Source organism: Bradyrhizobium sp. OAE829 (assembly GCF_040546575.1).
GTDB lineage: Bacteria > Pseudomonadota > Alphaproteobacteria > Rhizobiales > Xanthobacteraceae > Bradyrhizobium.
Window position 1 is genome coordinate 2,108,828 of the sequence record NZ_JBEPOE010000001.1, and the last position, 24,232, is coordinate 2,133,059.

Here is a 24,232-nt window from a genome sequence, read left to right on the forward strand (position 1 = left end):
AATTGTCAATGCAAACATTGACTAGCGAGGTTAATGCGACAATTGACGCGTGCCGCGCCGACGAAATGTCACATAGGAGAACTCGGCGCTGTCGTCGGGTCCGGCCGGATTCCGCACGCGCGCGACCTCTTCCCAGTCGGAAGCCACAATTGCGGCGAAACGCGTATCGCCGTCGGGCCGGGCATGCACCTCGGTGATTTCCAGCCGATCGGCACGATCGATCCAATGCGCGTAGATTTCCGCGCCGCCGATGATCGCGATCTCAGTGGCGAAACGTCGCAGCGCATCGCCGGTGGCGATCGCCTCGGCGTCGGCAAGGGAAGTGGTGACCACGGCGCCTTCCGCGCGATAGGCGGCATCGCGCGTCACCACGATGTTGGTCCGCCCTGGGAGCGGCCGGCGCGGAAACGACTGGAAGGTCTTGCGGCCCATCACGATCGGCTTTCCCATCGTCATCGCCTTTAACCGCAGCATGTCGGATTTCAGCCGCCATGGGATGGCTCCGCCGGCGCCGATCACGCCGTTCTCGGCGACCGCGACAATGAGAACGATCTCCATCAGCGCGCGCCCCGCGCCAGCGCCGTCAGCGCCGGACCGTTGACCCGGCATACCGTCCACTCGTCCATCATGACTGCACCCAGCGATTTGTAGAATTCGATCGACGGCGTATTCCAGTCCAGTACCGACCATTGCAAGCGCGACCAGCCGTTGGCCACACATTGCTTCGCAAGCTGCGACAGCAACGCCTTGCCGATGCCTTTGCCGCGCTGCGCCGGACGGACGAACAGATCCTCAAGATAGATACCGGACCGGCCGCTGAACGTTGAGAAATTGACGAACCAGACCGCGAAGCCGACCGGCTCACCCTCCCACTCCGCAATCTCGCAAAACAGCCGCGGATGGCTGCCGAACAGCGCCGCGTCGATGTCAGATTCGGTGGCCTCGACCTCGTGGAGCAGCTTTTCGTACTCGGCGAGTTCGCGCACCAGGGACAAGACAAGCCCGGCTTCATCGGGGCGCGCGCGGCGGATAGCAAGGGCCATTCAATCGCTCACACCGCGACCGCAGCTTTGATATGCGGGTGCGGATCGTAGCCTTCGAGCACGAAGTCCTCGTAACGGAAAGCGAAGATGTCCTTGACGTCAGGATTGATCTTCATGACCGGCAGCGGCCGCGTCGGTCGCGTCAGTTGCAGCCGGGCCTGTTCGAGATGGTTGGAATACAGATGCGCATCGCCGAGCGAGTGTACGAAATCGCCCGCCTTCAATCCCGTCACTTGCGCCACCATCATCGTCAGCAACGCGTAGGACGCGATGTTGAAGGGCACGCCGAGGAACACGTCGGCAGAGCGCTGGTAGAGCTGGCACGACAGCTTGCCATTGGCGACATAGAACTGGAACAGGCAGTGACAGGGCGGCAGCGCCATCTTGTCGACGTCGGCCGGATTCCACGCGCTCACGATCAGGCGCCGTGAATCCGGGTTGCGCTTGATCATGTCGATGAGATTGGAAATCTGGTCGATGCGGCGGCCGTCGGGCGCCGGCCAGGATCGCCATTGCGAGCCATAGACCGGGCCGAGATCGCCATTGGCGTCGGCCCATTCGTCCCAGATCGAAACGCCGTTATCCCTGAGATATTTGATGTTGGTGTCGCCGGCCAGAAACCACAGCAATTCGTGCACGATCGCCTTCAGCGGCAGCCGCTTGGTGGTCAGCATCGGAAACCCGGCGCTCAAGTTGAAGCGCATCTGGTGACCGAAGATCGACAGCGTGCCGGTGCCGGTGCGGTCGTGCTTCTCCGCGCCGTCGCTGAGGATCCGTTCGAGCAGGTCGTGGTACTGATTCATGGAGTCTTCTTGATCAAGGAGCCTTCTTGGCGTCGGTTTCGCAAGCCTTTCGGGAAGGCGAATTTAGCGGCCGGAGGCGGCAATCGACAGCACCGATTCGGCGACACCCCGATTATACCCGGAAAAATGATGCGCCTTCCGTGAAACAACAAGGGGCGGAACCTGCGTTCCGCCCCTCACCTATCTACTTGATCCGATTGATCAACCTGCCGGCTTGAGAACCGGCGTCCACTTCGCGATCTCGCTCTTCACCAGTGCGGCCAGCGCTTCCGGCGTGCGGTCCGCGGGGCCCGGGATCACGCTGCCGAGTTCGAGCAGGCGCTTTTTGACGTTGTCGTCGTTGAGCGCCTTGACGATCGCCTCGTTCAGCTTGGCGATGATCGGGGCCGGCGTTCCCTTGGGCGCGAAAATCGCATTCCACGCCTGGGCCTGGAAGGCCGGCAGGCCGGCCTCCGCGGTGGTCGGAACATCGGGCAGCGACGGATTGCGCTCGGCAGTCGCAATCGCATAGGCCTTGATGGTGCCGCCATTGATCTGCGGCACGGCGTTGACGATCTGGTCGCACATGTAATCGACCTGCCCGGCCACCAGCGCGTTCATCGCAGGTCCGGTACCGTTGAAGGGCACGCCGACCGGCTTGACCCCCAGCACCGAGTTCAGCAGTTCGCACGACACGTTCGAGACCGACCCGACGCCGGCATGCGCCGCGTTGACCTTGGTTTCGTTCGCCTTGACGTAGGCGATGAATTCCTTGAGGTCCTTGGGCGCGAAATCCTTGCGCGCCAGGATCAGGATCGGCGTGCCGGCGAGCAGCCCGACCGGCTCGAAATCCTTCTCGGGATGATAGGCGAGTTTGGGATAGAGCGGCACCGACGCCGCATGCGTGCCCATGTGCCCGGTGATCAGCGTATAGCCGTCATTGGCGGCCTTCGACGCGCGGGTCGTGGCGGTGGTGCCGCCGGCGCCGACCACGTTTTCGATGATGATGGCCTGGCCGAGCGTCTGCGCCATATGGCCGGTGACGATGCGCGCGATCACGTCGGTCGGACCACCCGCCGCAAACGGCACGATCATGGTGATGCTGCGCGTCGGATAGCTTTGCGCCTGGGCCGGCGCGGCAAGCGCGACCAGCCCGGCAAGGATGGCCAGGCAACCACCCGCCACAGAGCGACGACCATATAGTTTCATCTAATTCTCCCAGCTAAAGCCATTGAAGCAAATGCCGGCCCGATCGGCCGGCACTTCCATTTCACGAAAGAACAAACGAAGTCGAGTAGACTTCGGGCTGTGGCGAGCCGACGCAGGTCAGTTCCAGGTCAGTTCTCGGACTCCACGAACACCTGATCGCGCTTCTTGCGCAGCGATGGCAGCACCGCCAGCACCAGCAGGCCTGCAGCGATAGCCATCAACACCGCCGACAACGGACGCGTCAGGAATACTGACCAGTCACCGCGCGAGATCAGAAGCGCCCGGCGCAGGTTCTCCTCCATCAGCGGTCCGAGCACCATTCCGAGCAGCAGCGGCGCCGGCTCGAAATCATGCTTGATCAGCCAGTATCCGACCAGCCCGAACACGCCGGCCAGCACCACGTCCGTCGGCGCGTTGTTCACCGAATAGATGCCGATCGCGCAGAACACCACGATCGAGGGGAACATCAGCCGATAGGGCACGCGCAACAGCCGCACCCAGATTCCGACCAACGGCAGGTTGATGATCAGCAGCATCAAATTGCCGACCCACATCGAAGCGATCATGCCCCAGACGAGTTCGGGCTGCTTCTGCATCACCTGCGGTCCCGGCACGATGCCGTGAATGGTCATCGCGCCGACCATCAAGGCCATGACGGCGTTCGGCGGGATGCCGAGCGTCAATAGCGGGATGAACGAGGTCTGGGCCGCCGCGTTGTTGGCGCTTTCAGGCGCCGCGACACCCTCGATCACGCCGTGACCGAATTTCTGCGGATGCTTCGATACCTTCTTTTCCAGCGTATAGGCGGCGAAGGATGCGATAACCGCGCCGCCGCCCGGCAGAATGCCGAGGATCGATCCCAGGACCGTGCCACGCAGGATCGCCGGCGTGGAATCCAGCAGGTCTTTCTTGGTCGGCATCAGGCCGGTGACCTTCTGCTGCACCAGCTGGCGGTCTTGTTCACCGCCGGAATCGAGATTGCGGATGATCTCTGCGAAGCCGAACAGGCCCATCGCGACGGTGGCAAAGCCGAGGCCGTCGGCGAGTTCGGGGATGTTGAAGGCCATCCGCGATGCGCCGGTCTCGATGTCGGACCCGACCATCGACAGCAGCAGGCCGAACACGATCATCGCGATCGCCTTCAGCACCGAGCCCTTGGCGAGCACCACCGCGAAGATCAGGCCGAGCACCATCAGCGAGAAATATTCGGCCGGCCCGAACGCCAGCGCGAGTTTTGTGAGTGGCGCACCCAACACGGCGATCAGGACGGTCGCGACGCAGCCGGCAAAGAACGAGCCGATCGCCGCGATCGCCAGTGCCGGACCTGCGCGTCCCTTCTTGGCCATCTGAAAACCGTCGAGCGCGGTCACCACGGAGCCCGCCTCGCCCGGAATGTTGACCAGGATCGAGGTGGTCGAACCGCCATATTGCGCACCGTAGTAGATGCCGGCGAGCATGATCAGCGCGCCGACCGGCGGCAGGCCGAAGGTGATCGGCAGCAGCATGGCGACCGTGGCGATGGTGCCGATGCCCGGCAGCACGCCGACCAGCGTTCCGACCAGTGCACCAATCAGGCAGAGCAGAATGTTGACGGGAATGGGAATGGACACGCCGCCGAGAAAAGCGGGGGTCCACTGCACCAGCTGGAATACGACGCCGAAGCCGAGGCCAAGGTTTGAAAAAACGTCACCCATCACACCCTCACCGGATCATAAATTTGGGCAGCATCTGCAAGGGCAGACCCAGCGCGTAGGGAAACAACAGGCTGCAGAACGCCGTCAGGCACACGGCGACGATGATGGTTTCCGTCCATTTCGTTTCCGGAGTGCCCAATGCCGCGATCAGGAAGCTCGAGAACGCCGTGACGATCAGGCCCATCGGGCGGATCATGAGCGCAAAGGACAGGATCGCCAGCGATACGAACAGCGGGCCGCGCCAGTGGTATTTCGCCAGGTGCACGCCCTCGGTGAGGAGGCCGACGACCATCACCGCAACGCCGAGGCCAAGCAACAGATAGGCGAACATGCGCGGCGCAGTTCCGGCCCCGAACGAGAACCCCCGCATGCCCTGCAAATCGCTCGACGCCCACAGGGCGAACAGCGCGATCGCGATCAGCGCGACACCGCCGACGAAGTCCTGCGGGCCGCGAACCCATTTCGGCATGATCGATTTGACCGGCCCGTGGCTCGGCGTATCACTCATCGATATCTCTCCCCCCGACAGGGCTTCCCGCCCGTTCTGATTGGATGGCGTTTCTGATTGGATGGCGTTTGTGCACAGTCCCAAGGTCTTGCCTAGCGATTTTCCTCAGATAACGCCAGCAAAACCCAAAGCACCTCCGGCCAGCAATATCCAGACCGGATTGAGCCGCGTCGCAAAGGCCAGGACCGCGGCGGCCGCCGTAATCAAGCTGGCCACCCAGCTAAGGTCCGATGTCAGCGCCAAAATCAGGCCACTGGCGCCCATCAGGCCGATCGAAAGCGGAACAAGGGCCGCCTGGATAATGGCGGGCCAGCGGGATTGGCTCGACCGCTGCAAAAGGCGGCTCACATAATAGGCAAGGACGGCGGTCGGGCCGCACATCGCCAGGGTCGCCGCCAGCGCACCGGCCACCCCGGCGACGGAATAGCCGATCAGGGTCACGATCAGCACGTTCGGCCCCGGCGAGAGCTGGGAGATGGCGAAGATGTCGGCGAATTGCTTGTCATTCATCCAGTGGTGAACGTCGACCGCGAGCCGGTGCATCTCGGGTATGGCCGAATTCGCGCCACCAACCGCAAACAGCGACATCAAACCGAAAGTCCAAACGAGCGTTGAAATCGGATTGCCGTCCGAATTCATGCGGCCACCCGCTGGCGCAGAAAATAGGTGATGCCGAGGCTGAGCGGGACCGCCACCAGCAGCACCGTCTGCAGCGGCAGCCGCAGCAGGCCGATGGCAATGAAAACCGCGAGCAGGATCACGAGCCCGACCAGGTCGCGCTTTTTGATCAGCGGCATCATCATCTTGAAGACGACGGCTATCAGAAGCCCGACCGCCGCGCAGGAGACGCCGGCCAGGATCCGCCGCAGCGCGTCGATCTCGCCGTAGCGCGCGTACAGCGCCGCGAGGATCGTGGCGATCACCATGGGCGGGCCGACCAGCCCGGCAAAGGCCGCGATGCCGCCGGCAACGCCACGAAAGCGCGAGCCGAACACGACCGACAGGTTGACGATATTGGGCCCTGGCAGAAAATGGCACAGCGCGAAGGTCTCGTTGAATTCTTCCGCCGTCATCCACCGGTGCTGGTCGACGATGCCGCGCCGGGCCCAGACCAGCACCCCGCCGAAGCCGGCCAGCGACATTTTGGCGAACGCCACGAACAGCTCGAGCAGACCGGGCTGGTTTGGCGGGTGCGATGCAGGAAGGTCCGGCGCCGGAACGGCGGCCGGCGGGGATTCCGAAGCCGGGGATTTCATGATCCAAAACCTAGAACGGCGGCGCCGCCAGGGCCAATCCCAATTCGGCCGGTTCCCGCGCTTTCCACGCCTATCCCGGCACTATTTTTCTCAGCTTTTGCCCCCTATATTAGGGGTGCCGGTTCGCCGGCTATGGAAATAAATTGCCGTCGCAATAAACCATTCGGACCCGGGGGCAGTACCCGGCGCCTCCACCCAAGCCCACCCCCTGAAGGCGGGTTTCGGCGGGGGCGAAACAGGATCGACGAGGGCGTAAAGGGCGTGTTTTTTCTCGGTATGGTTCCGCCGTTATCGGGCTATGCAATAGTTGCAAACGACAACTATGCTCCGGTTGCTCAGGCTGCGTAACGCAGTTTGAAAAACCAAGTCTGAAGTCCTAGTGGGTTAAGCTCCGCTAGGCGGGGTTCGGAGGCACCTGGCAACAGAAGCCTCCACTTTATTTGCTCGTGCTTTTCCTGTGAGTTTTCTTCTAAGTTTTCTTCTAAGTTTTCTTGCCGGTTTTCTTGCCGTTTTCTTGCGATTTGCCGCTCGGCGGAACGCTACTGCCGGAAATTCGATCCATGACGCCTGCTGACCTGCGGCCCCCGCCGGGGTAGCATGGGTCAAAATGGCGAGTCGGGCGACCGGCAGTGCCACCCATCTCAACCTGACAGGACCACCATGGCGACCGACCACATCCGTTATGACGTGCTGGCGCGCGACGCGCTGCGCGGGGTGCTGCGCCGCGTGCTGACCGACGCTGCCGAACACGGCCTGCCCGGCGAGCATCATTTCTTCATCACCTTCCTGTCCACCGCCGACGGCGTCAAACTGTCGCCGCGGCTGCTGGCGCAATATCCGGAAGAGATGACCATCATCCTGCAGCACCAGTTCTGGGATCTGGTGGTGAGCGAGGATCGCTTCGAGGTCGGCCTGTCGTTCGGCGGCATCCCCGAGCGGCTGGTCGTTCCGTTCGCGGCGATCAAGAGCTTCCTCGATCCCTCGGTGAAGTTCGGGCTGCAATTCGAGCCATCCGACGAGGCTGCCGAAACGCCCACCGCCAACCTGCCCGCCGTTCCCGCGGCCCCCAGCCTGTCCGTTCCTGCACCGGCTACAGCCGCCGAAAGCAAGGACGAGAGCAAGGATGAGCCGGCCAAGCCGAGCGAGGGCGCGGAAGTGGTGCGGCTGGATCGTTTCCGCAAGAAATAACTGGAGACAATCTACGCGCGGGAAAACCCGCGGCGCGCTAGAATGACCGTTCCGCATCCACGCGCAACGGAATTCATTGATGGCCCGACCAGCGACACCCAAGCGATCCAAATCCACCCGCAGCGAAACCGACAGTTTCGGGCCCATTGACGTCCCCGCCGATCGCTATTGGGGCGCGCAGACCGAGCGCTCGCGGCAGAATTTCCGCATTGGCCATGACCGCATGCCGACCGCGCTGGTCCATGCGCTCGGCATCGTCAAGCTCGCCGCCGCGCAGACCAACCGTGATCTCGGCCTGCTCGACGCGCGCCGCGCCACCGCCATCACCCGCGCCGCGCGCGAGGTGATCGAAGGCAAGCTCGACGATCATTTTCCGCTGGTGGTCTGGCAAACCGGTTCGGGCACCCAGACCAACATGAATCTCAACGAGGTGATCGGCAACCGCGCCAACCAGATGCTCGGCGGCGAACTCGGCGCCAAGAAGCCGGTTCATCCCAACGATCACGTTAATATGAGCCAGTCGTCGAATGATTCATTCCCGACCGCAATGCATATCGCCGCTGCCGGACGCATTATTGACGATCTGATCCCGGCCCTGAGCGAACTGCATCGCGAACTGCGCAAGAAGGAAAAGGCGTTCGCCAGGATCGTCAAGATCGGCCGCACCCATACCCAGGATGCGACGCCGCTGACGCTGGGTCAGGAATTTTCCGGCTACGCCGCACAGGTGGAAAGCGGCATCGCACGGCTGCGCGCGGCGGTGAAGGATCTGTTCCCGCTGGCGCAAGGTGGCACCGCGGTGGGCACCGGCCTCAACTCGAAACCGAAATTCGCGAGGACATTCGCAAGGCACGTCGCCAAGATTACAAAACTGCCGTTCACGAGTGCCGCCAACAAGTTCGAGGCGCTGGCTTCCAACGACGCCTATGTGCTGGTGCATGGCGCGATCAACTCGGTGGCGACCGGCCTGTTCAAGATCGCCAACGACATACGCCTTTTGGGATCGGGCCCGCGCTCCGGCCTCGGCGAATTGATCCTGCCCGAAAACGAACCGGGGTCGTCGATCATGCCGGGCAAGGTCAACCCGACCCAATGCGAAGCGCTGACGATGGTTTGCTGCCAGGTGTTCGGCAACCAGACCGCCGTGACCGTCGCCGGCAGCCAGGGCCATTTCGAGCTGAACGTGTACAAGCCCGTGCTGGCATATTGTATGTTGAATTCCATCCAACTGTTGTCGGACGTGGTTCGCTCCTTCACCGAGCATTGCGTGGTGGGAATACGCGCCGACGAAAAGCGCATCCGCGATCTGATGGAGCGTTCACTGATGCTGGTGACGGCGCTCGCGCCCAAGATCGGTTACGACAACGCCGCCAAGGTCGCCAAATCGGCGCATGCGCGCGGAACCACGTTGAAAGAAGAGGCTGTGCGGCTTGGGTTCGTAACGGCGGCCGAGTTCGATCGCCTGGTTCAGCCTGACAAGATGACACACCCGGGCTAATGGTCTCGCGCCCCCCGGTAAACTACGGACGTGCATGACTTGATATAGATCATAACTCCCAAAGAATGAGTTTGCTCATCTATCGCCATCTCGCGGACACATGGTACGAGCACAAATTATTTGGTTTTCGCAGAGCGAAACTTATTTATTGATGCTATCAGAGAGCGCTACACGGGGATTCTGATGACTATCGATTTTGCACGCGCGCGGCGTGATCACGTTTGCATACGGAACGGATTCTCACACCTTCAAGTCGCCGGATGATGGAGGCGAGCATGGGGGACGTGGTCAACCTGAAGCGCTTCAAGAAGCGCAACGAGCGCGAAGCCTCGGCCAAGCAGGCCGACGCCAACCGCGCGCGGTTCGGCCGGACCAAATCCGAACGCGCGCTCGATGAGCAGGCGAAGGATCGCGCCGGGAACTTGCTGGATCAACATCGCATCGACGGCGGAGACGCATCATGAAGTCGCCGGTCGTCAAGCGCTCGATCGTAGTCGCCGGCCACAAGACCAGCGTCAGCCTCGAAGAGGCGTTCTGGAACGGCATGAAGGAAATCTCGGGCCTGCGGAACATGACGCTGTCCGAACTGGTCGGCGAGATCGACAGCAACCGCCAGCAGGGCAATTTGTCCTCGGCGATACGTCTGTTCGTGCTGGACTATTTCCGCACCCGCGCGATGCCGGCAGCCGCAGTTGCTCCTGAGGCCAGACCGCAAAGCTAGAACGCATTACGTCGGGCTCGAACTAGCCGCAGGCGCTTCTCGCAAGGGAATACGCCCGCGGCGATCATCTCGCACACCTCAATAGACGAGGCTCGAACCGGGCGGCTTCTCAAGCGCGGCCGCGAGCGAACGATACTCCGTGCAGTCGGTGCCGCAGATCGCAGCGATCCGGCTCAAATGATATTGCGCAGAATCACGGTTGCCCTGCTCGATCTGCCAGAGGCCGTAATACTGCCAGGTCAGCACGTGGTTCGGATCCGCCTTGAGCGCGCGCTCATACCAGGCTTGCGACAGTTTGTAGTCGCCGAGCTTGCGATAGGAGTAGCCGATCAGATTGGCCACGTTGGGATGATCGTCGTGGCCGAGCGCCTTCAGCTGCTCGATGGCGCCGGCATACTCGTTGCGGTCATAGATCGTCGCATAGGCTGCGCGATAGCCCTGGATAAAGGCGGGGTCGCCGAGGCTGGTTTCCTTGGCTTTCTTCTTGGCCTTTTGGGTGCTGCTTCTGGCGGGCCGCGGCGCCGACCTGGTTTCCGGCGGCGGGGGCGTTGCCATCGGGGAGTCAGCGCCGCCGCCACCTCCGGCGGCAAAGGCTGGAACCGGCGGTGACGCGACGGCCAGCGCCATCAAGGACATTGCCAGTGTTGCTAACCTGATCACGGATTTGATCACGCGCGCCTCCTGCTCTCGGGGGTGGGAATTCCTCCAGCCGTAACCTTCAACACCGCTTTGCACCGTCCATTCCCCGGCTTCGTCGGGGGCGTCCTCACAAATCGGAGAGACCGGCGTGGACGCCCTTGCCTTGGGGCCGGCAAGTTTCTAGGAAATGCCGATCCAGCCACACGGACCCATGGAGAGAGCAATGGACATCGCAATGCACACCGCGCCGCGATCCCTGTCCATTTCGGAAGCTCTTCATGCCCGCCTTTCTCATTCTGGATTCGATTTCCCTCAATACACCTGACGGACGGCCACTGTTCGACGGACTGACGCTTGCGCTCGGGCGCGAGCGGACGGGGCTCGTCGGCCGCAACGGCTCCGGCAAATCCACACTGCTGCGCCTGATCGCAGGCGAGAGCGAACCTGCCGGCGGATCCGTGCAACGCATCGGCACGATCGGCATGCTCGCGCAGCTGGCGGATGACCGGCAGACGGTCGCGCAAGCGCTCGGTGTTGCCGGCGCCCTCGCCCGCCTGCGCCGTCTCGAACGCGGCGAGGGCTCGCTCGACGATGCCGCGGATGCCGACTGGACGCTGGAAGCGAGATTGCATACCGCACTGGTCGAAACCGGCCTGCCCGCGATGCCGCTCGATCGCGCGGTCGCCTCGCTGAGCGGCGGCGAACGAACGCGCGTCGCGCTGGCGCGCCTCTTGATCGAGGCGCCGGACTTGCTGTTGCTCGATGAGCCCACCAACAATCTCGACGCCGATGGACGGCAAGCGGTGGCGCAACTGCTCGAACGCTGGCAGGGCGGCGCGCTCGTCGCCAGCCATGACCGCGCGCTGCTGGAGCGCGTCGACCGCATCGTCGAACTGACGCCGGTTGGCATTGCCGTGTTTGGCGGCGCGTGGTCCAGCTTCGCCGAGGCGCGCGATGCCGCCCGGGCACGCGCGGGAGCCGAGCTCGAGCGCGCGTCGGACGCGCTGCGCGACACCGAACGCTCGATCCAGAAGGCACGCGAGAAGAAGGCACGCCGCGACAGCGTCGGCCGCGCCTACGCACGCTCGGGCAGCCAGGCAAGGATATTGTTGGGTGCCCAAAAGCAGATCGCGGAAGCGAGCAGCACCCGCGAGGGTCGTCTTGCCGATCGCCTGCTCGGCGACCGCACCGACGCGCTTGAAGAGGCCCGCGCCAAAGTGGAAGTCCTGACGCCGCTCGCGATCGACCTGCCCGAAACCAACCTGCCCGGCGGGCGTGAGCTCATCGCCTTCAGGGACGTGATGATGTCCTTTGAAGGCCGCGCTTTGTTCGGCCCGCTGTCGTTCGAAGCGCGCGGGCCCGAGCGGATCGCGATCCGTGGCGCCAACGGCTCCGGCAAGACCACGCTGTTCCGCCTGATCACGGGCGAACTGACCGCGGTGAGCGGCGACATAACCCGCCTGACCGATCGCATCGCCGTGCTCGACCAGCATGTCGGGCTGCTCGATCCGGCTTCATCGATCCTCGACAATCTCCGCCGCCTCAATCCGGAGCTGACCGGCAACGAGACGCACGCCGCCCTCGCCCGCTTTGCCTTCCGCAACCGCGCGGCGCTGCAAATCGCCGGCACGCTGTCCGGCGGCGAGCGGCTGCGCGCGGGAATGGCCTGCGTGTTCGCAAGACCTCAACCGCCCTTCATGCTGCTGCTGGATGAGCCGACCAATCACCTCGATCTCGCCTCGATCGAGGAACTGGAAGCTGCGTTGAAGGGTTTCGACGGCGCGCTGATCGTGATCAGCCACGATCAGGCGTTCCTGCAGTCGATCGGAATCCAGCGCGAGATAGTGCTCTAGTTATTCTGCAGGGCCGGCCGCGGCGGTGGATTGGCGACCTGCGGCGTCAGCGACAGCGGCGGCTTCGGCTTTGGCCTTGCTACAGGCGCAGCACCGGGCGCTGGCCTGACTTCGATCGGCGGCGGCAGCGGTGCAACCTGTTGCTGGGTCGTGACCGGTGCGGGCGCGGGCGCAGGTGCCGTCGCAATCGGCGCCGGCGGGCGCGGCGGTGCGGCGGCCTTTGGCTTCGCTGCTGGCGGCCGGCGCGGATCGCGGCCGGGCACCGGCACTGGCGACAGCGCCTCGCTCGGCGACGCCGCTTCCGGCGCTAACGGCACCACCGCATCCGGCGGCAACGATATCGGCGCCGGCATCGGCGGCGGCGGTTCGCCACGCTCGATCGCATCCAGCCTTCGTGTTTCGTGATCGATCGTCCGCACCGCCAGCCAGGACGACAACGCCGTCACGTCGACGCTGCGGTTGAGCGCATCGGGCGTGCCCACGGCGAACAATTGAATTTCGGGGCGGCCGGTCGCGGGTCCCACCATGGTCAGCGCCAGCGCGGCGCGGATGTCGGCCTGGTCGGCCGGAATGTCATAGCCGCCGGAGACGGTGGCGCGCACGCCATTGGCGTCGAGCGTGGTGGCGCCGACGCGCAGCCGGCCATCCCGGATGTTGAACGGGATTTGCGCCGAGCCGACCGACAATGCGCCGGCCAGCAGCGCCGGTTCGACGATTTGCTTCAGCCGCGCATCGTCCTTGGCCTGGCCGCCATCGCTGGCGCGAACCGCCACCTCAAAGGCGCGCGGATCGAGCCCGGCAATCCTTGCGGATTCCAGTGTCACGGTTCCGCTGCCGGAGAGTGCGCCGGTCAGCGCCGCCGCGCTGCGGCCCTGGCTTGCCAACGCCATCTGCAGCGACGCGCGGCCCGCGGGCATCGCGAGATTGCGATAGCGCAGCGCCGTGCCATCGACGCTAACGAGCTGCACGCTCGCGTTCAGCGCAATGCCATTTGGACCCTGCCTGGCGTCGATCGTGGCCGTGGCCTCGCCGCCGCCGATCTTGCCCTTGATGGAATCGAAGGTCAGCGACTGGCCGTCGCCCTTCACAATCCCGCTCACCGGCTGCAATTCGCTGCCGCCCGGCAGCAAGCCACGCAATGCCTGGAATGCGACCTTGCCGCTCCAACCCTTGACCAGCCCCGCGGTCAGCGGCTCCGCCGCATCGTGTCCGGCAGCCCCCATCGCCAACGAAAAGGCCGGCGCCAGCGCAATTTGGTCGAGGCCGATTTCACCTTCGATATTTTTTTCATCGCCCAGGGTAATCGCGACGTGTCCGCGCAGCCGTGAACCGGCAATGCTGCTGTCGAGATCGTCGAACGTGAGCTTGTTGCCTGCGAGCGACACGCGCGAGGATAGCCCGATATTCTGTGCCAGCGTGTCCGTCGGCTTGAGGTCGAGCAGCGGCCCGAAATCGGCACTGCGAACTTTCAGGGAGAAACTGCCCTTCGCCTCCTGCGCCCATGGCTCCGCCGTACCGTCGGCAACGGCGTCCAACCCCTTTCCGGAGATCTTCGCCTTGAGCCGCAGCGATCCACCCCATGCCCCCGTCGCCGAACCTTCGAATTGCGCCGGGCCGTCGGCGGCGGTCATCGCGCGATCCAGCCCGAACAGCGCCAGCAAGGCACGGCCCTGCCCCGACGACATCTTCGACTCGATGCCGACCTCGCTGCGCCCGAGCGCCTGCAAGTCGATGCCCTGGATCGCCGTCACTGCCGGCTTTGCGGTGATGGTGGTGATCCCCTTGAGCTGCGGCGAATCGATGTCGACCACCGCGCGTGCGTTGGCAAGATCGGCCTGCCCGGCGCTCTTGTTGAGTTCGAGCGCAAATTTGACGCGCGCTGGCCCTGGGCTCGCCCCCATCGCGTTAAGCCGCGCAGCCAGCGACGGCGCAAACGGCGCCACCAGCGCGGTGATCTGGCCAAACGACGACGCCGTCGAATGAAGTTCCAGCTTCCCTATCGAAGCGAAGCGATCGAAACGGCCGATGCCTTCCAGCGCGACCTTGTCAGGCTGACCAATGTTCAACTGGTCGAGCGAAAACGCCTTCGGTCCATAACCAAGCCTGGCCACCAGCGGCCGCAACTCCTGGCCGGCTGAAATGGCGCGGCCGATATCCAGAGACAGCCGCCCTTCGTCCGGCCATTCGGCCTGCGGGCCGGCCAGCGAACGCGCCAATGCCGTGGCCGCATCGAGGTCGAGGCGCTCGGCCTTCAACTCCGCCGTGATCTTCGAGCCGCTGCCTGGCTGCCGGTGTGACACCGCGATACGGCCTTCAACGGCGCCGCCATCGATCTCGGCCTTCATCGCATCGATGGCAAATCCATCCGGCGCGATGGTGACGTCGCCGCGCAGCCGCAACGGCTTCTGGCTGCGAAAGCCGATGTCGCCGCGGCCCTGCAGCCAGGTCATCAACGCGTCGGGATCCGACGATTCGACGTTGAGCGCGGCCTTGAACTGATCCGGCGACGCGCCTTTTGCGATCGCCTCGCTCAGCGAGACCCGCGTCGTGCCCGGCGCGCGAAACTCCAGCTTGCGTACGCTCCAGGATTTCGCATCGCCATGCAGTTCGGCAGCGATGTCCTGCAACGGACGGCCGCCCAGCATCACCTGCTCGGAGGCTAATCCGATCTGCGCCGCGATCGGGACTTGCGGAAGGCCCGACATCAGCGCGCGCACCGCAGGCAGCACGCTGACCGGCTCGGTGGCGCCGGCGCCCTTGCTGTCCTTGGCGAAGAATCTGTCGGCATCAAGCTGGCGCGCGACGAGCGAAGCCCGCAGCAGCGGCGAGCCGCCGAAGCGCATGTCGCCATTGCCCGCCAGTTTCAGCGCGCGTTCGTCCGCGCCATACGTCACTTCGAGCGCATCGAGCCGCGCGGTTGAATAATCGGCCTTGACCCGGGAGCTGACACGCCAGGATGGCGGCGACGTATCGAAGTCGCCGGCCTTGGGGCGGGGCGGACTCGCCAATACCATCGTGCCGTCGAAACGCGGCGCCCGCGTCTCGAAAGACAATATGCCGTCGAGATCGGCCGAGAGCGTGTTCGGGCCGGGATCGATGTTCAGATGGACACGGGTGCCGTTGCCGTCGGCGGTCTGGCCGGAAGAAACCCGAAACGGATAGCGCGTGCCCGACAGCACGAAATTGCCGTCGCCACGGATCGAGCCCGCCAGTGAACGCACATCGCCGGAAAAGGCGATGTCGTTCAGTTCGAGGGTGCTGCGGCCGGCGGAGTCGTGCAGCGCGATCCGGCCGGTGAGATTGAGCCGATCGATCGCCAGCGAGCCCGGATTGAGCGTTCCGGTCGAGGCCGGCCAGTCGATCCGGCCCTTTGGATCGAGCCCGAGATCGAGCGACATGCCGTTGATGGAGAGCTCGGTGGCGCGCACTTCGCCGCGCATCAGCGAACCCAGGCTGAATTCGACGTCGAGCTTGTCGGCGCGCACCTTGCCGAGATCGTTGGCGCCGCCGACCGTCACGGCGCGCAGTTGCAACGACGGCGCCGGCAGCAGCCGCGCGTCGAGCTTGCCGCCGACGCGCACCGGCGCGCCGACGATCCGGCTCGCCTCGGCCTCGAATTGCGGCCGAAATTGATTCCAGTCGATGAAATACGGCCCGACAAGCGCGGCCACCAGCGCAATGATAAAGGCGATTGCCAGGCCGAGCAGCGTCGTCTGCACGGTGTCTCCCCATGAACCGCTCCGGCACAGACCGCGCCACGCGAACTCAGGGCCGGAGCAGCCCAATATATAGAGAGAAGTATGGCGAAGTCACAGCGGCATCAGCGCCATAGCCCCTCCGGTTCCGATTTATTCAGAACCTGAGGGCTCGTCGATGTCGTGCGATATGGTTACCAGCTCGCCGGCAGATGCTTCAGGCCGCGGAGCACGAAGGTCGGCCGCCATTCCGGGTTCACCGCGTCATCCAGCCGCAGGTTGGGAATCCGGCGCAGCAGGGTGGAAAGCGCGATCTCGGCCTCGATGCGCGCCAACTGGGCGCCGAGACAGAAGTGGATGCCGCCGCCAAAGGACAGCGGCCTCACATTGGGCCTTGTAATATCGAGACGCTCGGGGTGATCAGGATAGACCGCCGGATCATGATTGGCCGATCCCAGCAGGCAAAGCACGGTCTCGCCTTTTGGAATCCGCTTGCCGCCGAGGTCGTCGATGTCTTCCAGCGCCACCCGGCCCGTCAGCTGCACGGAGGAATCGTAGCGCAGGAACTCCTCGACCGCGTTGGTCATGAGTTCGGGCCTGGCCTTGAGCAGCGCCAATTGGTCCGGATTGCGATGCAGCGCCAGCAGGCCGTTGCCGATCAGGTTGACGGTCGTCTCATGGCCGGCGCCGAACAGCAGGATGATGTTGGCCGTCAGTTCCTCATTGGAGAGCTTGTGACCGTCTTCCTCGGCCTGCACCAGCTGAGTGGTCAGGTCGTTACCGGGGTTCTTTCGCCGCAACTCGAACAATTGCTGGAAATACATCTCGGAAATCATTGTGCCTTCGTTGGCTTGCTTGATCTCCTCCGGCGACAACGGCACGGGATCGAGAATGCGGCCACCCGCACGCGCCCTGGTGTAGAACGCCTCGCGATGCTCTTCGGGGATGCCGAGCATGTCGCAGATGACGGTCACCGGCAGGCGGAAGGCGAAATCCTCGATCAGGTCCATCTTCCCTTGCGGGATGATCCGGTCGAGCGTCTCGTCGACGATCTGCTGGATGCGCGGACGCATGTCCTCGACCCGGCGCGCGGTGAACGCCTGCACCACCAGCCCGCGCAGGCGGGTGTGGTCGGGCGGATCCTGCTGCAGCATCATGAGGCCCAGGCTGCGAAAGGCCGGCTCCTCCATGATGTTGGGCCCGTAGCGCCGGATGGTGCGTTCGACATGCTGCTTGCCAAAGCGCTTGTCGCGGATCACCAGACTGGCCTCGGCGTGCCGGCTGGCGACATAGAGGCCGAGGGGCGTCAGGTGCACGGGATCGGTGGCGCGCATCCGCGCGTAATGCGGATAGGGATTGCGGATGAATTCCGGTGACAACGGATTGAAAAGCGGTTCGCTCGTCGCAGCCTGAACGTGCTCGTTCATGATTGACCTCGATTGGTTTCCACGCCGCAGTTTTTATTAGTCTATCAGCGCATCGCGTCCGCCGATGCCGGATCTGCCATCCGGGCCTCTGCAACTCGATACACTATTGTATTGAGTTGCATTCTCACCTAAAATGGGCCGATGTCAAGAGTTCGAACGAGACCGACAAGGGACGATACCCGCGACAAGCTGTTCGAGGCGGCGGCGCGGGTGTTCGAGGAACAAGGCATCGGCGGCGCCAGCATCGAAACCATTGCCGCCGCGGCCGGCTTCTCGCGCGGCGCATTCTATTCGAACTTCACGAGCAAGGATGAGTTGATCATCGCCATGCTCGAGAATCACGTCGAGCTATCGATTCTGCGCCTTCACGATCTGCTCGCGAAGCACAAAAGCCTGCCGGATTTCATCGATGCGCTGAAGACCATGGACCGCAGCCAGCAGGACCCGCTCGGCCGCTCGCCCCTGCTGCACATGGAGATGATCCTGTTCGTGGCGCGCGCCGAAAAGCGCCGCCCCGAACTCGCCAAGCGGCTGCGCGCTCGCCGAAAATTGATCGCCGACATCATCGAGACCACGGCGAAGAACAGCGGCAAGGATTCGGTGCTCGATCCGGCCTGGTGGGGAGCTATCGTTCTGGCGATGGAAGACGGCTTCCGCCTGCATCGCCTGATCGATCCGGAGACCACGCCATCAGACAGTTTTCTGCGCGCCATCGGCGACCTGGAACGCGTGATCGGCGTGGCGTCCAAGTAAAGATCTAGCCGCCGCCTCGCACCTTATGCAGTTGCCCCGCCACGGCGCGGATCTTGCGCGGCGAGGCCCGCCAGATCGCGAACGCCGACAAGGCGCTCACGGCGATGCCGATCGCAAACGCCAGCGTGTAGCTGCCGTAGCGGTCGAACAGAAACCCGGTCGCCCACGGGCCGGCCGCGCCGCCGGCCAAGGCCGCCAGCATGATGGTGCCGAAAATGCTGCCATAGTGCTTGCCCTGGAAGATTTCGAGCACCACCGCGCCCAGCACCGAGGTCAGCCCGTAGCCGAGCACGCCCTGGGTCACGATCATCAGATAGACCAACGGCAACACCGGGGCGAATTTCAGCGCGATCAACGCCGCAAAGCAGATCGCAAAGCCCAGGCAGCTGATCGCCCAGATCCATTCGCGCCCGATGCGGTCGGACAGATGCCCAAGCCAGATCTGGCCGGGAATGCCGAGCAGGCTGACCACGCCGAGCGCCCAGACCGCGACATTGGCGGAGAAGCCGATATCAAGCAGGAATTTGGTCTGGTGCACCTGCACTGCGTACCAGATGTACAGTCCGCAGAAATAACTGAGGCATATCCACCAGAACCGCGCGGTGCGCAGCGCGCGACCTAGCGTCCAGTCGGTAGCGGCCCAGACGGGATCGACGATGTTCGAGACCGGTTTCGCTGAAGTCGCCGTCGGTGCGGCGTCGCCATCCGGCAGCAGCCCGATATCCTCAGGCCGCATCCGCAGCAACAGATTGATCGGCGCCAGCACCACGAGCACCACGATCCCCATCGCGGTGCAAGCAGTGCGCCAGCCGGTTTGGTCGATCATCAACTGCACCCAGGGCAGCAAGGTCACCGAACCGATGCCGACGCCGGCAAATGCCAGACCCATCGCCAGGCCGCGACGGCGGATGAACCAGTTCGGCACGAACAGCGATTGGCCGGAATAGCCGAGACACACACTGCCTGCGCCGACCAGCACGCCGATGGTAAGATAGAGATGCCATGGCTGCGTCGTCAGCGGCGCCAGCAGCAGCCCTGCGCCCATCAGCGCGACACCGAGTTCCATCACCGCGCGCGGGCCGTAACGGTCCATCAACCGGCCGATCAGCGGGCTGACGCCGCCGGATACGATGAAGCCGAAAGAGAAGGCGCCCGCGGTGATGCCGCGCTCCCAGCCGAACTCCGAGACGATCGGCGGAAAGAACAGGGAGAACGCGGTCCGCGCATTGACGCCGATCGCCATGGTGACGAACGTCACCGCGACGATCAACCAGCCGTAAAAGAAGGGAAGACGCATTAGCCTGCGTATCGTTTCATTCGCAACTGTTCAAGCGCCGAGGCGTCTGGTCAGCCATGAATGGTGCAGAGCATCAAGGACGTCGCGTCCAGCTGATGGCATTGACGGCGCCAACCGGAATCTCGCCGGCGATGATCTTCTCGACCTGCCGGACCGTTTCCAGCGACTGGCTTTCGATCGCGGGCGGCGTCAGCCCGCCGATATGCGGCGTTGCAATCACGTCAGGCAGTTGTGCCAGTTCCGGCGTCGGCATCTGGTCCAGGGCGCGGCCGACATCCATTGCGGCGCCCGCAATCCGCCTCTCGCGCAGGGCTGCGGTCAGCGCCGCCTCGTCGACGAGATTGCCGCGCGACAGATTGATGAAGAACGCATGCGGCTGCATCCGCGCCAGCGCCGCCTGCCCGATCAAATTCTCTGTCTTGTCATTGGCGACCGCGAGACAAACGACAAAGTCCGAACGCGCGAGCAGATCGTCGAGCGGCAGATGCCGGATGTCAGGCTCGCTCACATTCGCAAGGGGATCGGCGACCAAAACTTCCATGCCCAGCACTTTGGCAATCCCGGCAAGGTAGCGGCCGATGCTGCCATATCCGATGATGCCGATGCGGCTCCCGGCCAGTTGCCGGCCCATGATCACTTCAGGCTTCCGCCCGGCATGATAGTCGGCGCTGGCACGCGAGACGCCACGCGACAGGTCGACCATGAATCCCACAGCGAGTTCGGCCACCGACTGGATGAAACCGGGTCCGGCCTGGGTGACCAGCACGCCCGCGCGCGAAGCCTGCTCGACGTCGATGTTGCGAATGTCGACGGCGCAGCGAACGAAGGCGCGCAGTTTTGGCAGCCGCGCAAATATCTCGCCGGGTCCGGCGGTGAGCCGGTCGGCTACGATAATTTCGACGTCACGCGCGGCGTTGATCAGGCCGAACGCATCCAGCGCATCGTCGCCCTCGTGCAGTTGCACCTGCGCGATGGCCTGCAATCCGCTCAGGCTGCGCTCGCCGTAATACTGCGCTCGCGCTTGCGGCGTATGGGTGAGCAGGACTTTCAAATCAACATCTCCGCCTGTTGGCGCTTACTTGGATTTGGCGACGGTCGTGCCGTCCCAATCCTGGTCGCTCGGGTTCTCAAGCTGCTCCCTGCAGCGCGCGATCATGACCGATGCCGCCGCATCATCCTTGATCTTCTTCACCTGTTCGAACGCCGTGATCGCGGCGGTGAATTCGCGCGCCCGCCAGGATGCGAGGCCGGCTTCATAGGCCTTCACCCAGTCGATCGCGCCGCCGGCCTCATCCGCCATCGCAAGCAATTCGTAGATTTGCAAGCCCCCGGCGCGGCCGTAGACCGCCAGGCGATCGAGTTCGCGCACCACGATGCGGTCGCCGGCGAGACGCCGCGTTTCCGGGCCGATGATGATGGTGGAGCCGTAGACCTTGTTGGTGCTCTCCAGCCGGCTCGCGATGTTCACGGCGTCGCCGATCACGGTGTAGTTCAGCCGCACTTCGGACCCGATATTGCCGACCAGCATGTCGCCGGAATTGATGCCGATGCGGATCTTCACCGGCTGGCCATGATCGTCGACCAGACCGACCTCCGCCATCGCGCGCTGGCAGGCCAGCGCGGCGCGGCAGCAATCGACGGCGTGGTCAGGATTGGGCGCCGGCGCGCCCCAGAACGCCATCACGGCATCGCCGATGAATTTGTCGATGGTGCCGCCCTGCGCCTGGATCTGCACCGAGACGGAATCGAAATAACGCGACAGCAGCGGGATGATGCGGTCGCCGAGCCGCTCCGAGATCCCGGTGAAGCCGGCGAGATCGATGAACATCACGCTCATCGGCCGCACCGCGCCGCCGAGACGCGCGCCATTGCCGTCGCTGATCAACCGCTTCACCAGATCAGCGGGAATGTATTTGCGGAACGCGGCCAGCCCCTGCGCCATGTCGCCGATGGCGCCGGAGAGGTTCTCGATCTCGGTCAGCCGCGACGGATGGCGCTCGACCTTGTCCAGATCGAAACGCTCGACATGCCTGATCTCCCCCACCACCTTGATCAGCGGTGCCGCGATCAGGCGCTGCGCGAGCCATGCCGACAGCAGCCCGGCGATCACGATCAGGACCGCCAGTCCGATCAGCAGGTTCCGGATCGTCATCTGTACCGGCCCCAAAAATTCCGACTCCGGCACCACTGTGACCAGCGACCAGCCCGGAAACGAGATCGGCGTCAGCACCGCCTGATAGACCTTGCCGTCCCGCGTCACCTGGCGCTTCAGCGGCTCGCCTTCGCCGGGATTGTAGGCGGTGCCGGCATTCTTCATCGCATCGACCGCAACCGCAAACAGCGGATGATCGGTCTTCAGCGGCGTCACTTCGCTGGCGTCGGGATCAGGCGCCGCGACCACGCCGCCCTCGCGATCGAGGATGAAAGCGCCGGCGGATTTGCCGACCGTGAGCTGCGACAGAAAATTCGAGACCCGCGTCAGTTCGATAATGATGGCGATGACGCCGGCGGGTTTTTGATCGATCTGGATCGGCGCCGAGAACGCGGCCGCCAGGCGTTCGCCGTTGGGATGCTTCGTTAGCGTCGACCAGTTTTCGTCGTTGGAGGCGACCACTTCGCGGAACCATTCCTGGTCGGTGAAGGAGTAATTGGTGTCCTCGACGCGGCTGGACTTGAGCAGCGTGTCGCCACCTCCAAACTCATAACGGTTGATCTTCGCCTTTCGATCGCCTGCGATCTCGATCATTTCGATGACGCCATTGCCAAGCTTGTGCCCGGCAAAGAACGTCCCGTCCGGCCATCCGAACGCTACCCAGGAAATGGTCGGCTGCGACCGCAACTGCGAGCGGATCACCACCTCGCGCATCTCGGCGTCGCGGGCCTCGAACACTTTGCCGAGCAACAAGGTGCGCACCGCCGACATGGACGATCGCGCTTCCGAGGTGATCGATTGCAGTTCGTCGCCGACTGCCGACACGATCTGGTCGTTGATGGTGTCGGCAAGGGTCTGGCTGACCTGCTGGGCGGTCCGCCACCACAGCAAATGCACGCCGACGGCGCTGACGACGATCGACGTCAGCACGAGGGCCGAGATGGCGTTGCGAATGCCGATGCGCATGCGGGTCCTGGTTCGCGGGGTCGGTTACCGCAATACGGAACGATACTAACGTCTGTTTCACCGGCGAGGCTATCCGGCGCCTTTCATATGCCTTGGACACGGCTCTGTGACCAGAGTTGAGCCGGAAGCCGACGAAACTTACCGATTGCCTGTTCCGTAGAAGCCAAGACGGCGCTATGCCTTGCGGCAGTTCTCGAAGGTCATGCAATGCACGATGTTTCCATCCCGGCGGCCCTGATTGCCGGTCTTGTCAGCTTCCTGTCGCCCTGCGTGCTGCCGCTGGTGCCTCCGTATCTGATCTACCTGACCGGCGCGACCATCGAGCAGGTCAACAATGACGGGGCGACGAAGGCCTCGAAACGCGCGGTGATGACTGCTGCGCTGATGTTCGTGCTCGGCTTTACCACCGTGTTCGTGGCGCTCGGCGCCAGCGCTTCCATCATCGGCGGCCTGATCCGGGCCTGGTCGGCGGAACTGTCGATTCTCGCCGGCATCGTCATCATCATCATGGGCCTGCACTTCCTGGGGCTGACCCGCATCGGGCTGTTGATGCGCGAGGGACGGCTGACCGCGCCGAAGCCGGTCGGGCTGTGGGGCGCCTATGTCATGGGGCTTGCGTTTGCGTTCGGCTGGACCCCCTGCATCGGGCCGATACTCGCAGCGATCCTGTCGATCGCGGCCGCCGAAGCCACGGTGACGAAGGGCGCGGGCCTGCTCGCGGTCTATTCCCTCGGGCTTGGAATTCCGTTCCTGCTGGCCGCCTTCATGATCGAACAATTCTCCGAGCTGTTCGCGCGGATGAAGCGGCATCTCACCACCGTCGAGCGCGCCATGGGTGTATTGATGGTCATTACCGGCATCGGTTTCCTGACCGGCGCCGTTACCAGCGTCAGCATCTGGCTGCTGGAAACGTTTCCCGCACTGCAAAATTTCGGCTAGCGCCCCGTAACAAGCGGGCCATCCGTTGCGAAATTCCTGCCATGACCAGATTGCCGCCCTGCGCGGCCGCAGCGTTTTCGCGCGCACTTGATTTGAGAGGCCGCCGGTGCGGCCTCGCGTCACGATAATAATTGGAGGGGGCCCGCATGAATTTCATCGTCAATCTTCTGATCCTGTTGCCGGCGCAAATCGCCTCATGTTTCTCCTGGGCCGGCCCGCTGATCATGCGGCTGGTCGTCGGTTACACCTTCATGCTGGCCGGCTGGGGCAAGCTCACCAATTTGCCGCAGGTCACCGAGAATTTTATCGGCTGGGGCATCCCGTTTCCCAAAATCCTCACCCCCTTCGTGTCGGGCGTGGAGTGCTTTGGCGGCGCCATGCTGATCCTCGGCCTGTTCACCCGGATTCCCGCCGCGATGCTGGCGGTGGTCATGCTGGTCGCGATCAAGTCGGCCAAATGGGGCGACGTGGATTCGCTGCAAACGCTGCTCGGCTTCGAGGAAATGACCTACTTCGCCGCCTTCACATGGCTCGCGATCGCAGGCCCTGGTGCCGCCTCCCTCGACCGGTTGCTGATGAAATCCGCCGGGTACGACGAGGTGCCGGCCTGAG

22 protein-coding genes and 1 other RNA gene are annotated in these 24,232 nt (G+C 63.8%); 9 read left to right on the forward strand and 14 right to left on the reverse strand.

Annotated elements, in window-relative coordinates; translation table 11 throughout:
- Positions 1–30 precede the first annotated feature (30 nt).
- The 8 genes from ABIE49_RS10190 to ABIE49_RS10225 all read right to left on the reverse strand — a co-directional run bounded on the left by ABIE49_RS10190 (position 31) and on the right by ABIE49_RS10225 (position 6,492).
- Entirely contained in the window at positions 31–558 is a 528-nt protein-coding gene (locus ABIE49_RS10190) for a dihydrofolate reductase (protein WP_192737991.1), read from the reverse strand.
- Positions 558–1,043 (reverse strand): GNAT family N-acetyltransferase, encoded by a 486-nt coding sequence (locus ABIE49_RS10195; protein WP_192737992.1) that lies wholly within the window; start codon positions 1,041–1,043, stop codon positions 558–560. Before ABIE49_RS10195 ends, ABIE49_RS10190 begins: the two co-directional genes overlap by 1 nt.
- Before the next feature lie 8 nt (positions 1,044–1,051).
- A complete protein-coding gene (locus ABIE49_RS10200) occupies positions 1,052–1,846 on the reverse strand; it encodes a thymidylate synthase (protein ID WP_192737993.1) in 795 nt (264 codons plus the stop codon).
- Between the two features lie 201 nt (positions 1,847–2,047).
- Positions 2,048–3,034 carry a tripartite tricarboxylate transporter substrate binding protein BugD gene (locus ABIE49_RS10205; protein ID WP_192737994.1) on the reverse strand — a complete coding sequence of 329 codons (987 nt, stop codon included), beginning with the start codon at positions 3,032–3,034 and terminating at the stop codon, positions 2,048–2,050.
- Between the two features lie 128 nt (positions 3,035–3,162).
- A complete protein-coding gene (locus ABIE49_RS10210; protein WP_192737995.1) occupies positions 3,163–4,728 on the reverse strand; it encodes a tripartite tricarboxylate transporter permease in 1,566 nt (521 codons plus the stop codon).
- A 7-nt stretch (positions 4,729–4,735) separates the two neighbouring features.
- Entirely contained in the window at positions 4,736–5,236 is a 501-nt protein-coding gene (locus tag ABIE49_RS10215) for a tripartite tricarboxylate transporter TctB family protein (RefSeq protein ID WP_192737996.1), read from the reverse strand.
- Positions 5,237–5,341: 105 nt separating this feature from the next.
- Positions 5,342–5,875: a chromate transporter gene (locus ABIE49_RS10220; protein WP_192737997.1), complete on the reverse strand. Its 534-nt coding sequence runs from the start codon at positions 5,873–5,875 to the stop codon at positions 5,342–5,344.
- Complete coding sequence (locus ABIE49_RS10225) at positions 5,872–6,492, reverse strand: chromate transporter (protein WP_192737998.1); 621 nt, start codon at positions 6,490–6,492, stop codon at positions 5,872–5,874. The genes ABIE49_RS10220 and ABIE49_RS10225 overlap by 4 nt, the downstream gene beginning before the upstream one ends.
- 78 nt (positions 6,493–6,570) lie before the next feature.
- Here ABIE49_RS10225 and ssrA point away from each other — a divergent pair.
- From ssrA to ABIE49_RS10250, 5 genes are all read left to right on the forward strand, one after another.
- Positions 6,571–6,928: a transfer-messenger RNA gene (gene ssrA, locus ABIE49_RS10230) on the forward strand.
- A gap of 224 nt (positions 6,929–7,152) precedes the next feature.
- Positions 7,153–7,680, forward strand: coding sequence for an SspB family protein (locus ABIE49_RS10235; protein WP_192737999.1), 528 nt, complete (start codon positions 7,153–7,155; stop codon positions 7,678–7,680).
- Positions 7,681–7,759: 79 nt separating this feature from the next.
- The gene (gene fumC / locus ABIE49_RS10240) at positions 7,760–9,178 is read left to right on the forward strand and encodes a class II fumarate hydratase (RefSeq protein WP_192738000.1); all 1,419 of its coding nucleotides are present in this window, start codon (positions 7,760–7,762) and stop codon (positions 9,176–9,178) included.
- Between the two features lie 275 nt (positions 9,179–9,453).
- Positions 9,454–9,642 (forward strand): DUF4169 family protein, encoded by a 189-nt coding sequence (locus ABIE49_RS10245; protein WP_192738001.1) that lies wholly within the window; start codon positions 9,454–9,456, stop codon positions 9,640–9,642.
- On the forward strand, positions 9,639–9,899 hold the full coding sequence (locus tag ABIE49_RS10250) for a ribbon-helix-helix domain-containing protein (RefSeq protein ID WP_192738002.1): 261 nt from the start codon (positions 9,639–9,641) through the stop codon (positions 9,897–9,899). Before ABIE49_RS10245 ends, ABIE49_RS10250 begins: the two co-directional genes overlap by 4 nt.
- A 78-nt stretch (positions 9,900–9,977) precedes the next feature.
- On the opposite strand, the gene ABIE49_RS10255 is transcribed toward ABIE49_RS10250, so the two are convergent.
- Positions 9,978–10,571 (reverse strand): tetratricopeptide repeat protein, encoded by a 594-nt coding sequence (locus tag ABIE49_RS10255; RefSeq protein ID WP_354066740.1) that lies wholly within the window; start codon positions 10,569–10,571, stop codon positions 9,978–9,980.
- Between the two features lie 245 nt (positions 10,572–10,816).
- Here ABIE49_RS10255 and ABIE49_RS10260 point away from each other — a divergent pair, with 245 nt between their 5' ends.
- On the forward strand, positions 10,817–12,391 hold the full coding sequence (locus ABIE49_RS10260) for an ABC-F family ATP-binding cassette domain-containing protein (RefSeq protein ID WP_192738003.1): 1,575 nt from the start codon (positions 10,817–10,819) through the stop codon (positions 12,389–12,391).
- Here ABIE49_RS10260 and ABIE49_RS10265 read toward each other — a convergent pair.
- Complete coding sequence (locus ABIE49_RS10265) at positions 12,388–16,110, reverse strand: AsmA family protein (protein WP_192738004.1); 3,723 nt, start codon at positions 16,108–16,110, stop codon at positions 12,388–12,390. The genes ABIE49_RS10260 and ABIE49_RS10265 overlap by 4 nt on opposite strands.
- Positions 16,111–16,280: 170 nt before the next feature.
- The gene (locus ABIE49_RS10270; protein WP_192738005.1) at positions 16,281–17,513 is read right to left on the reverse strand and encodes a cytochrome P450; all 1,233 of its coding nucleotides are present in this window, start codon (positions 17,511–17,513) and stop codon (positions 16,281–16,283) included.
- A 141-nt stretch (positions 17,514–17,654) separates the two neighbouring features.
- On the opposite strand from ABIE49_RS10270, the gene ABIE49_RS10275 reads away from it, so the two are divergent.
- Positions 17,655–18,266 (forward strand): TetR/AcrR family transcriptional regulator, encoded by a 612-nt coding sequence (locus ABIE49_RS10275; RefSeq protein ID WP_192738006.1) that lies wholly within the window; start codon positions 17,655–17,657, stop codon positions 18,264–18,266.
- A gap of 4 nt (positions 18,267–18,270) precedes the next feature.
- Here the strand turns inward: ABIE49_RS10275 and ABIE49_RS10280 are convergent, their stop codons facing one another.
- From ABIE49_RS10280 to ABIE49_RS10290, 3 genes are all read right to left on the reverse strand, one after another.
- Positions 18,271–19,563: an MFS transporter gene (locus tag ABIE49_RS10280; protein WP_192738007.1), complete on the reverse strand. Its 1,293-nt coding sequence runs from the start codon at positions 19,561–19,563 to the stop codon at positions 18,271–18,273.
- A gap of 73 nt (positions 19,564–19,636) precedes the next feature.
- A complete protein-coding gene (locus ABIE49_RS10285) occupies positions 19,637–20,614 on the reverse strand; it encodes an NAD(P)-dependent oxidoreductase (protein WP_192738008.1) in 978 nt (325 codons plus the stop codon).
- Between the two features lie 24 nt (positions 20,615–20,638).
- Positions 20,639–22,681, reverse strand: a complete 2,043-nt coding sequence (locus ABIE49_RS10290; RefSeq protein WP_192738009.1) for an adenylate/guanylate cyclase domain-containing protein — start codon at positions 22,679–22,681, stop codon at positions 20,639–20,641.
- Positions 22,682–22,888: 207 nt separating this feature from the next.
- On the opposite strand from ABIE49_RS10290, the gene ABIE49_RS10295 reads away from it, so the two are divergent.
- Together ABIE49_RS10295 and ABIE49_RS10300 are read left to right on the forward strand one after the other, a co-directional pair.
- Positions 22,889–23,620, forward strand: a complete 732-nt coding sequence (locus ABIE49_RS10295) for a cytochrome c biogenesis CcdA family protein (protein WP_192738010.1) — start codon at positions 22,889–22,891, stop codon at positions 23,618–23,620.
- Between the two features lie 146 nt (positions 23,621–23,766).
- The gene (locus ABIE49_RS10300) at positions 23,767–24,231 is read left to right on the forward strand and encodes a DoxX family protein (RefSeq protein ID WP_192738011.1); all 465 of its coding nucleotides are present in this window, start codon (positions 23,767–23,769) and stop codon (positions 24,229–24,231) included.
- Position 24,232: the final 1 nt, after the last annotated feature.

Coding starts and splice junctions, on each gene's coding strand:
- ABIE49_RS10190 (WP_192737991.1), bottom strand. CDS start 558: ATGGAGATCGTTCTCATTGTCGCGGTCGCCGAGAACGGCGTGATCGGC.
- ABIE49_RS10195 (WP_192737992.1), bottom strand. CDS start 1,043: ATGGCCCTTGCTATCCGCCGCGCGCGCCCCGATGAAGCCGGGCTTGTC.
- ABIE49_RS10200 (WP_192737993.1), bottom strand. CDS start 1,846: ATGAATCAGTACCACGACCTGCTCGAACGGATCCTCAGCGACGGCGCG.
- ABIE49_RS10205 (WP_192737994.1), bottom strand. CDS start 3,034: ATGAAACTATATGGTCGTCGCTCTGTGGCGGGTGGTTGCCTGGCCATC.
- ABIE49_RS10210 (WP_192737995.1), bottom strand. CDS start 4,728: ATGGGTGACGTTTTTTCAAACCTTGGCCTCGGCTTCGGCGTCGTATTC.
- ABIE49_RS10215 (WP_192737996.1), bottom strand. CDS start 5,236: ATGAGTGATACGCCGAGCCACGGGCCGGTCAAATCGATCATGCCGAAA.
- ABIE49_RS10220 (WP_192737997.1), bottom strand. CDS start 5,875: ATGAATTCGGACGGCAATCCGATTTCAACGCTCGTTTGGACTTTCGGT.
- ABIE49_RS10225 (WP_192737998.1), bottom strand. CDS start 6,492: ATGAAATCCCCGGCTTCGGAATCCCCGCCGGCCGCCGTTCCGGCGCCG.
- ABIE49_RS10235 (WP_192737999.1), top strand. CDS start 7,153: ATGGCGACCGACCACATCCGTTATGACGTGCTGGCGCGCGACGCGCTG.
- fumC (WP_192738000.1), top strand. CDS start 7,760: ATGGCCCGACCAGCGACACCCAAGCGATCCAAATCCACCCGCAGCGAA.
- ABIE49_RS10245 (WP_192738001.1), top strand. CDS start 9,454: ATGGGGGACGTGGTCAACCTGAAGCGCTTCAAGAAGCGCAACGAGCGC.
- ABIE49_RS10250 (WP_192738002.1), top strand. CDS start 9,639: ATGAAGTCGCCGGTCGTCAAGCGCTCGATCGTAGTCGCCGGCCACAAG.
- ABIE49_RS10260 (WP_192738003.1), top strand. CDS start 10,817: ATGCCCGCCTTTCTCATTCTGGATTCGATTTCCCTCAATACACCTGAC.
- ABIE49_RS10270 (WP_192738005.1), bottom strand. CDS start 17,513: ATGAACGAGCACGTTCAGGCTGCGACGAGCGAACCGCTTTTCAATCCG.
- ABIE49_RS10275 (WP_192738006.1), top strand. CDS start 17,655: ATGTCAAGAGTTCGAACGAGACCGACAAGGGACGATACCCGCGACAAG.
- ABIE49_RS10280 (WP_192738007.1), bottom strand. CDS start 19,563: ATGCGTCTTCCCTTCTTTTACGGCTGGTTGATCGTCGCGGTGACGTTC.
- ABIE49_RS10290 (WP_192738009.1), bottom strand. CDS start 22,681: ATGCGCATCGGCATTCGCAACGCCATCTCGGCCCTCGTGCTGACGTCG.
- ABIE49_RS10295 (WP_192738010.1), top strand. CDS start 22,889: ATGCACGATGTTTCCATCCCGGCGGCCCTGATTGCCGGTCTTGTCAGC.
- ABIE49_RS10300 (WP_192738011.1), top strand. CDS start 23,767: ATGAATTTCATCGTCAATCTTCTGATCCTGTTGCCGGCGCAAATCGCC.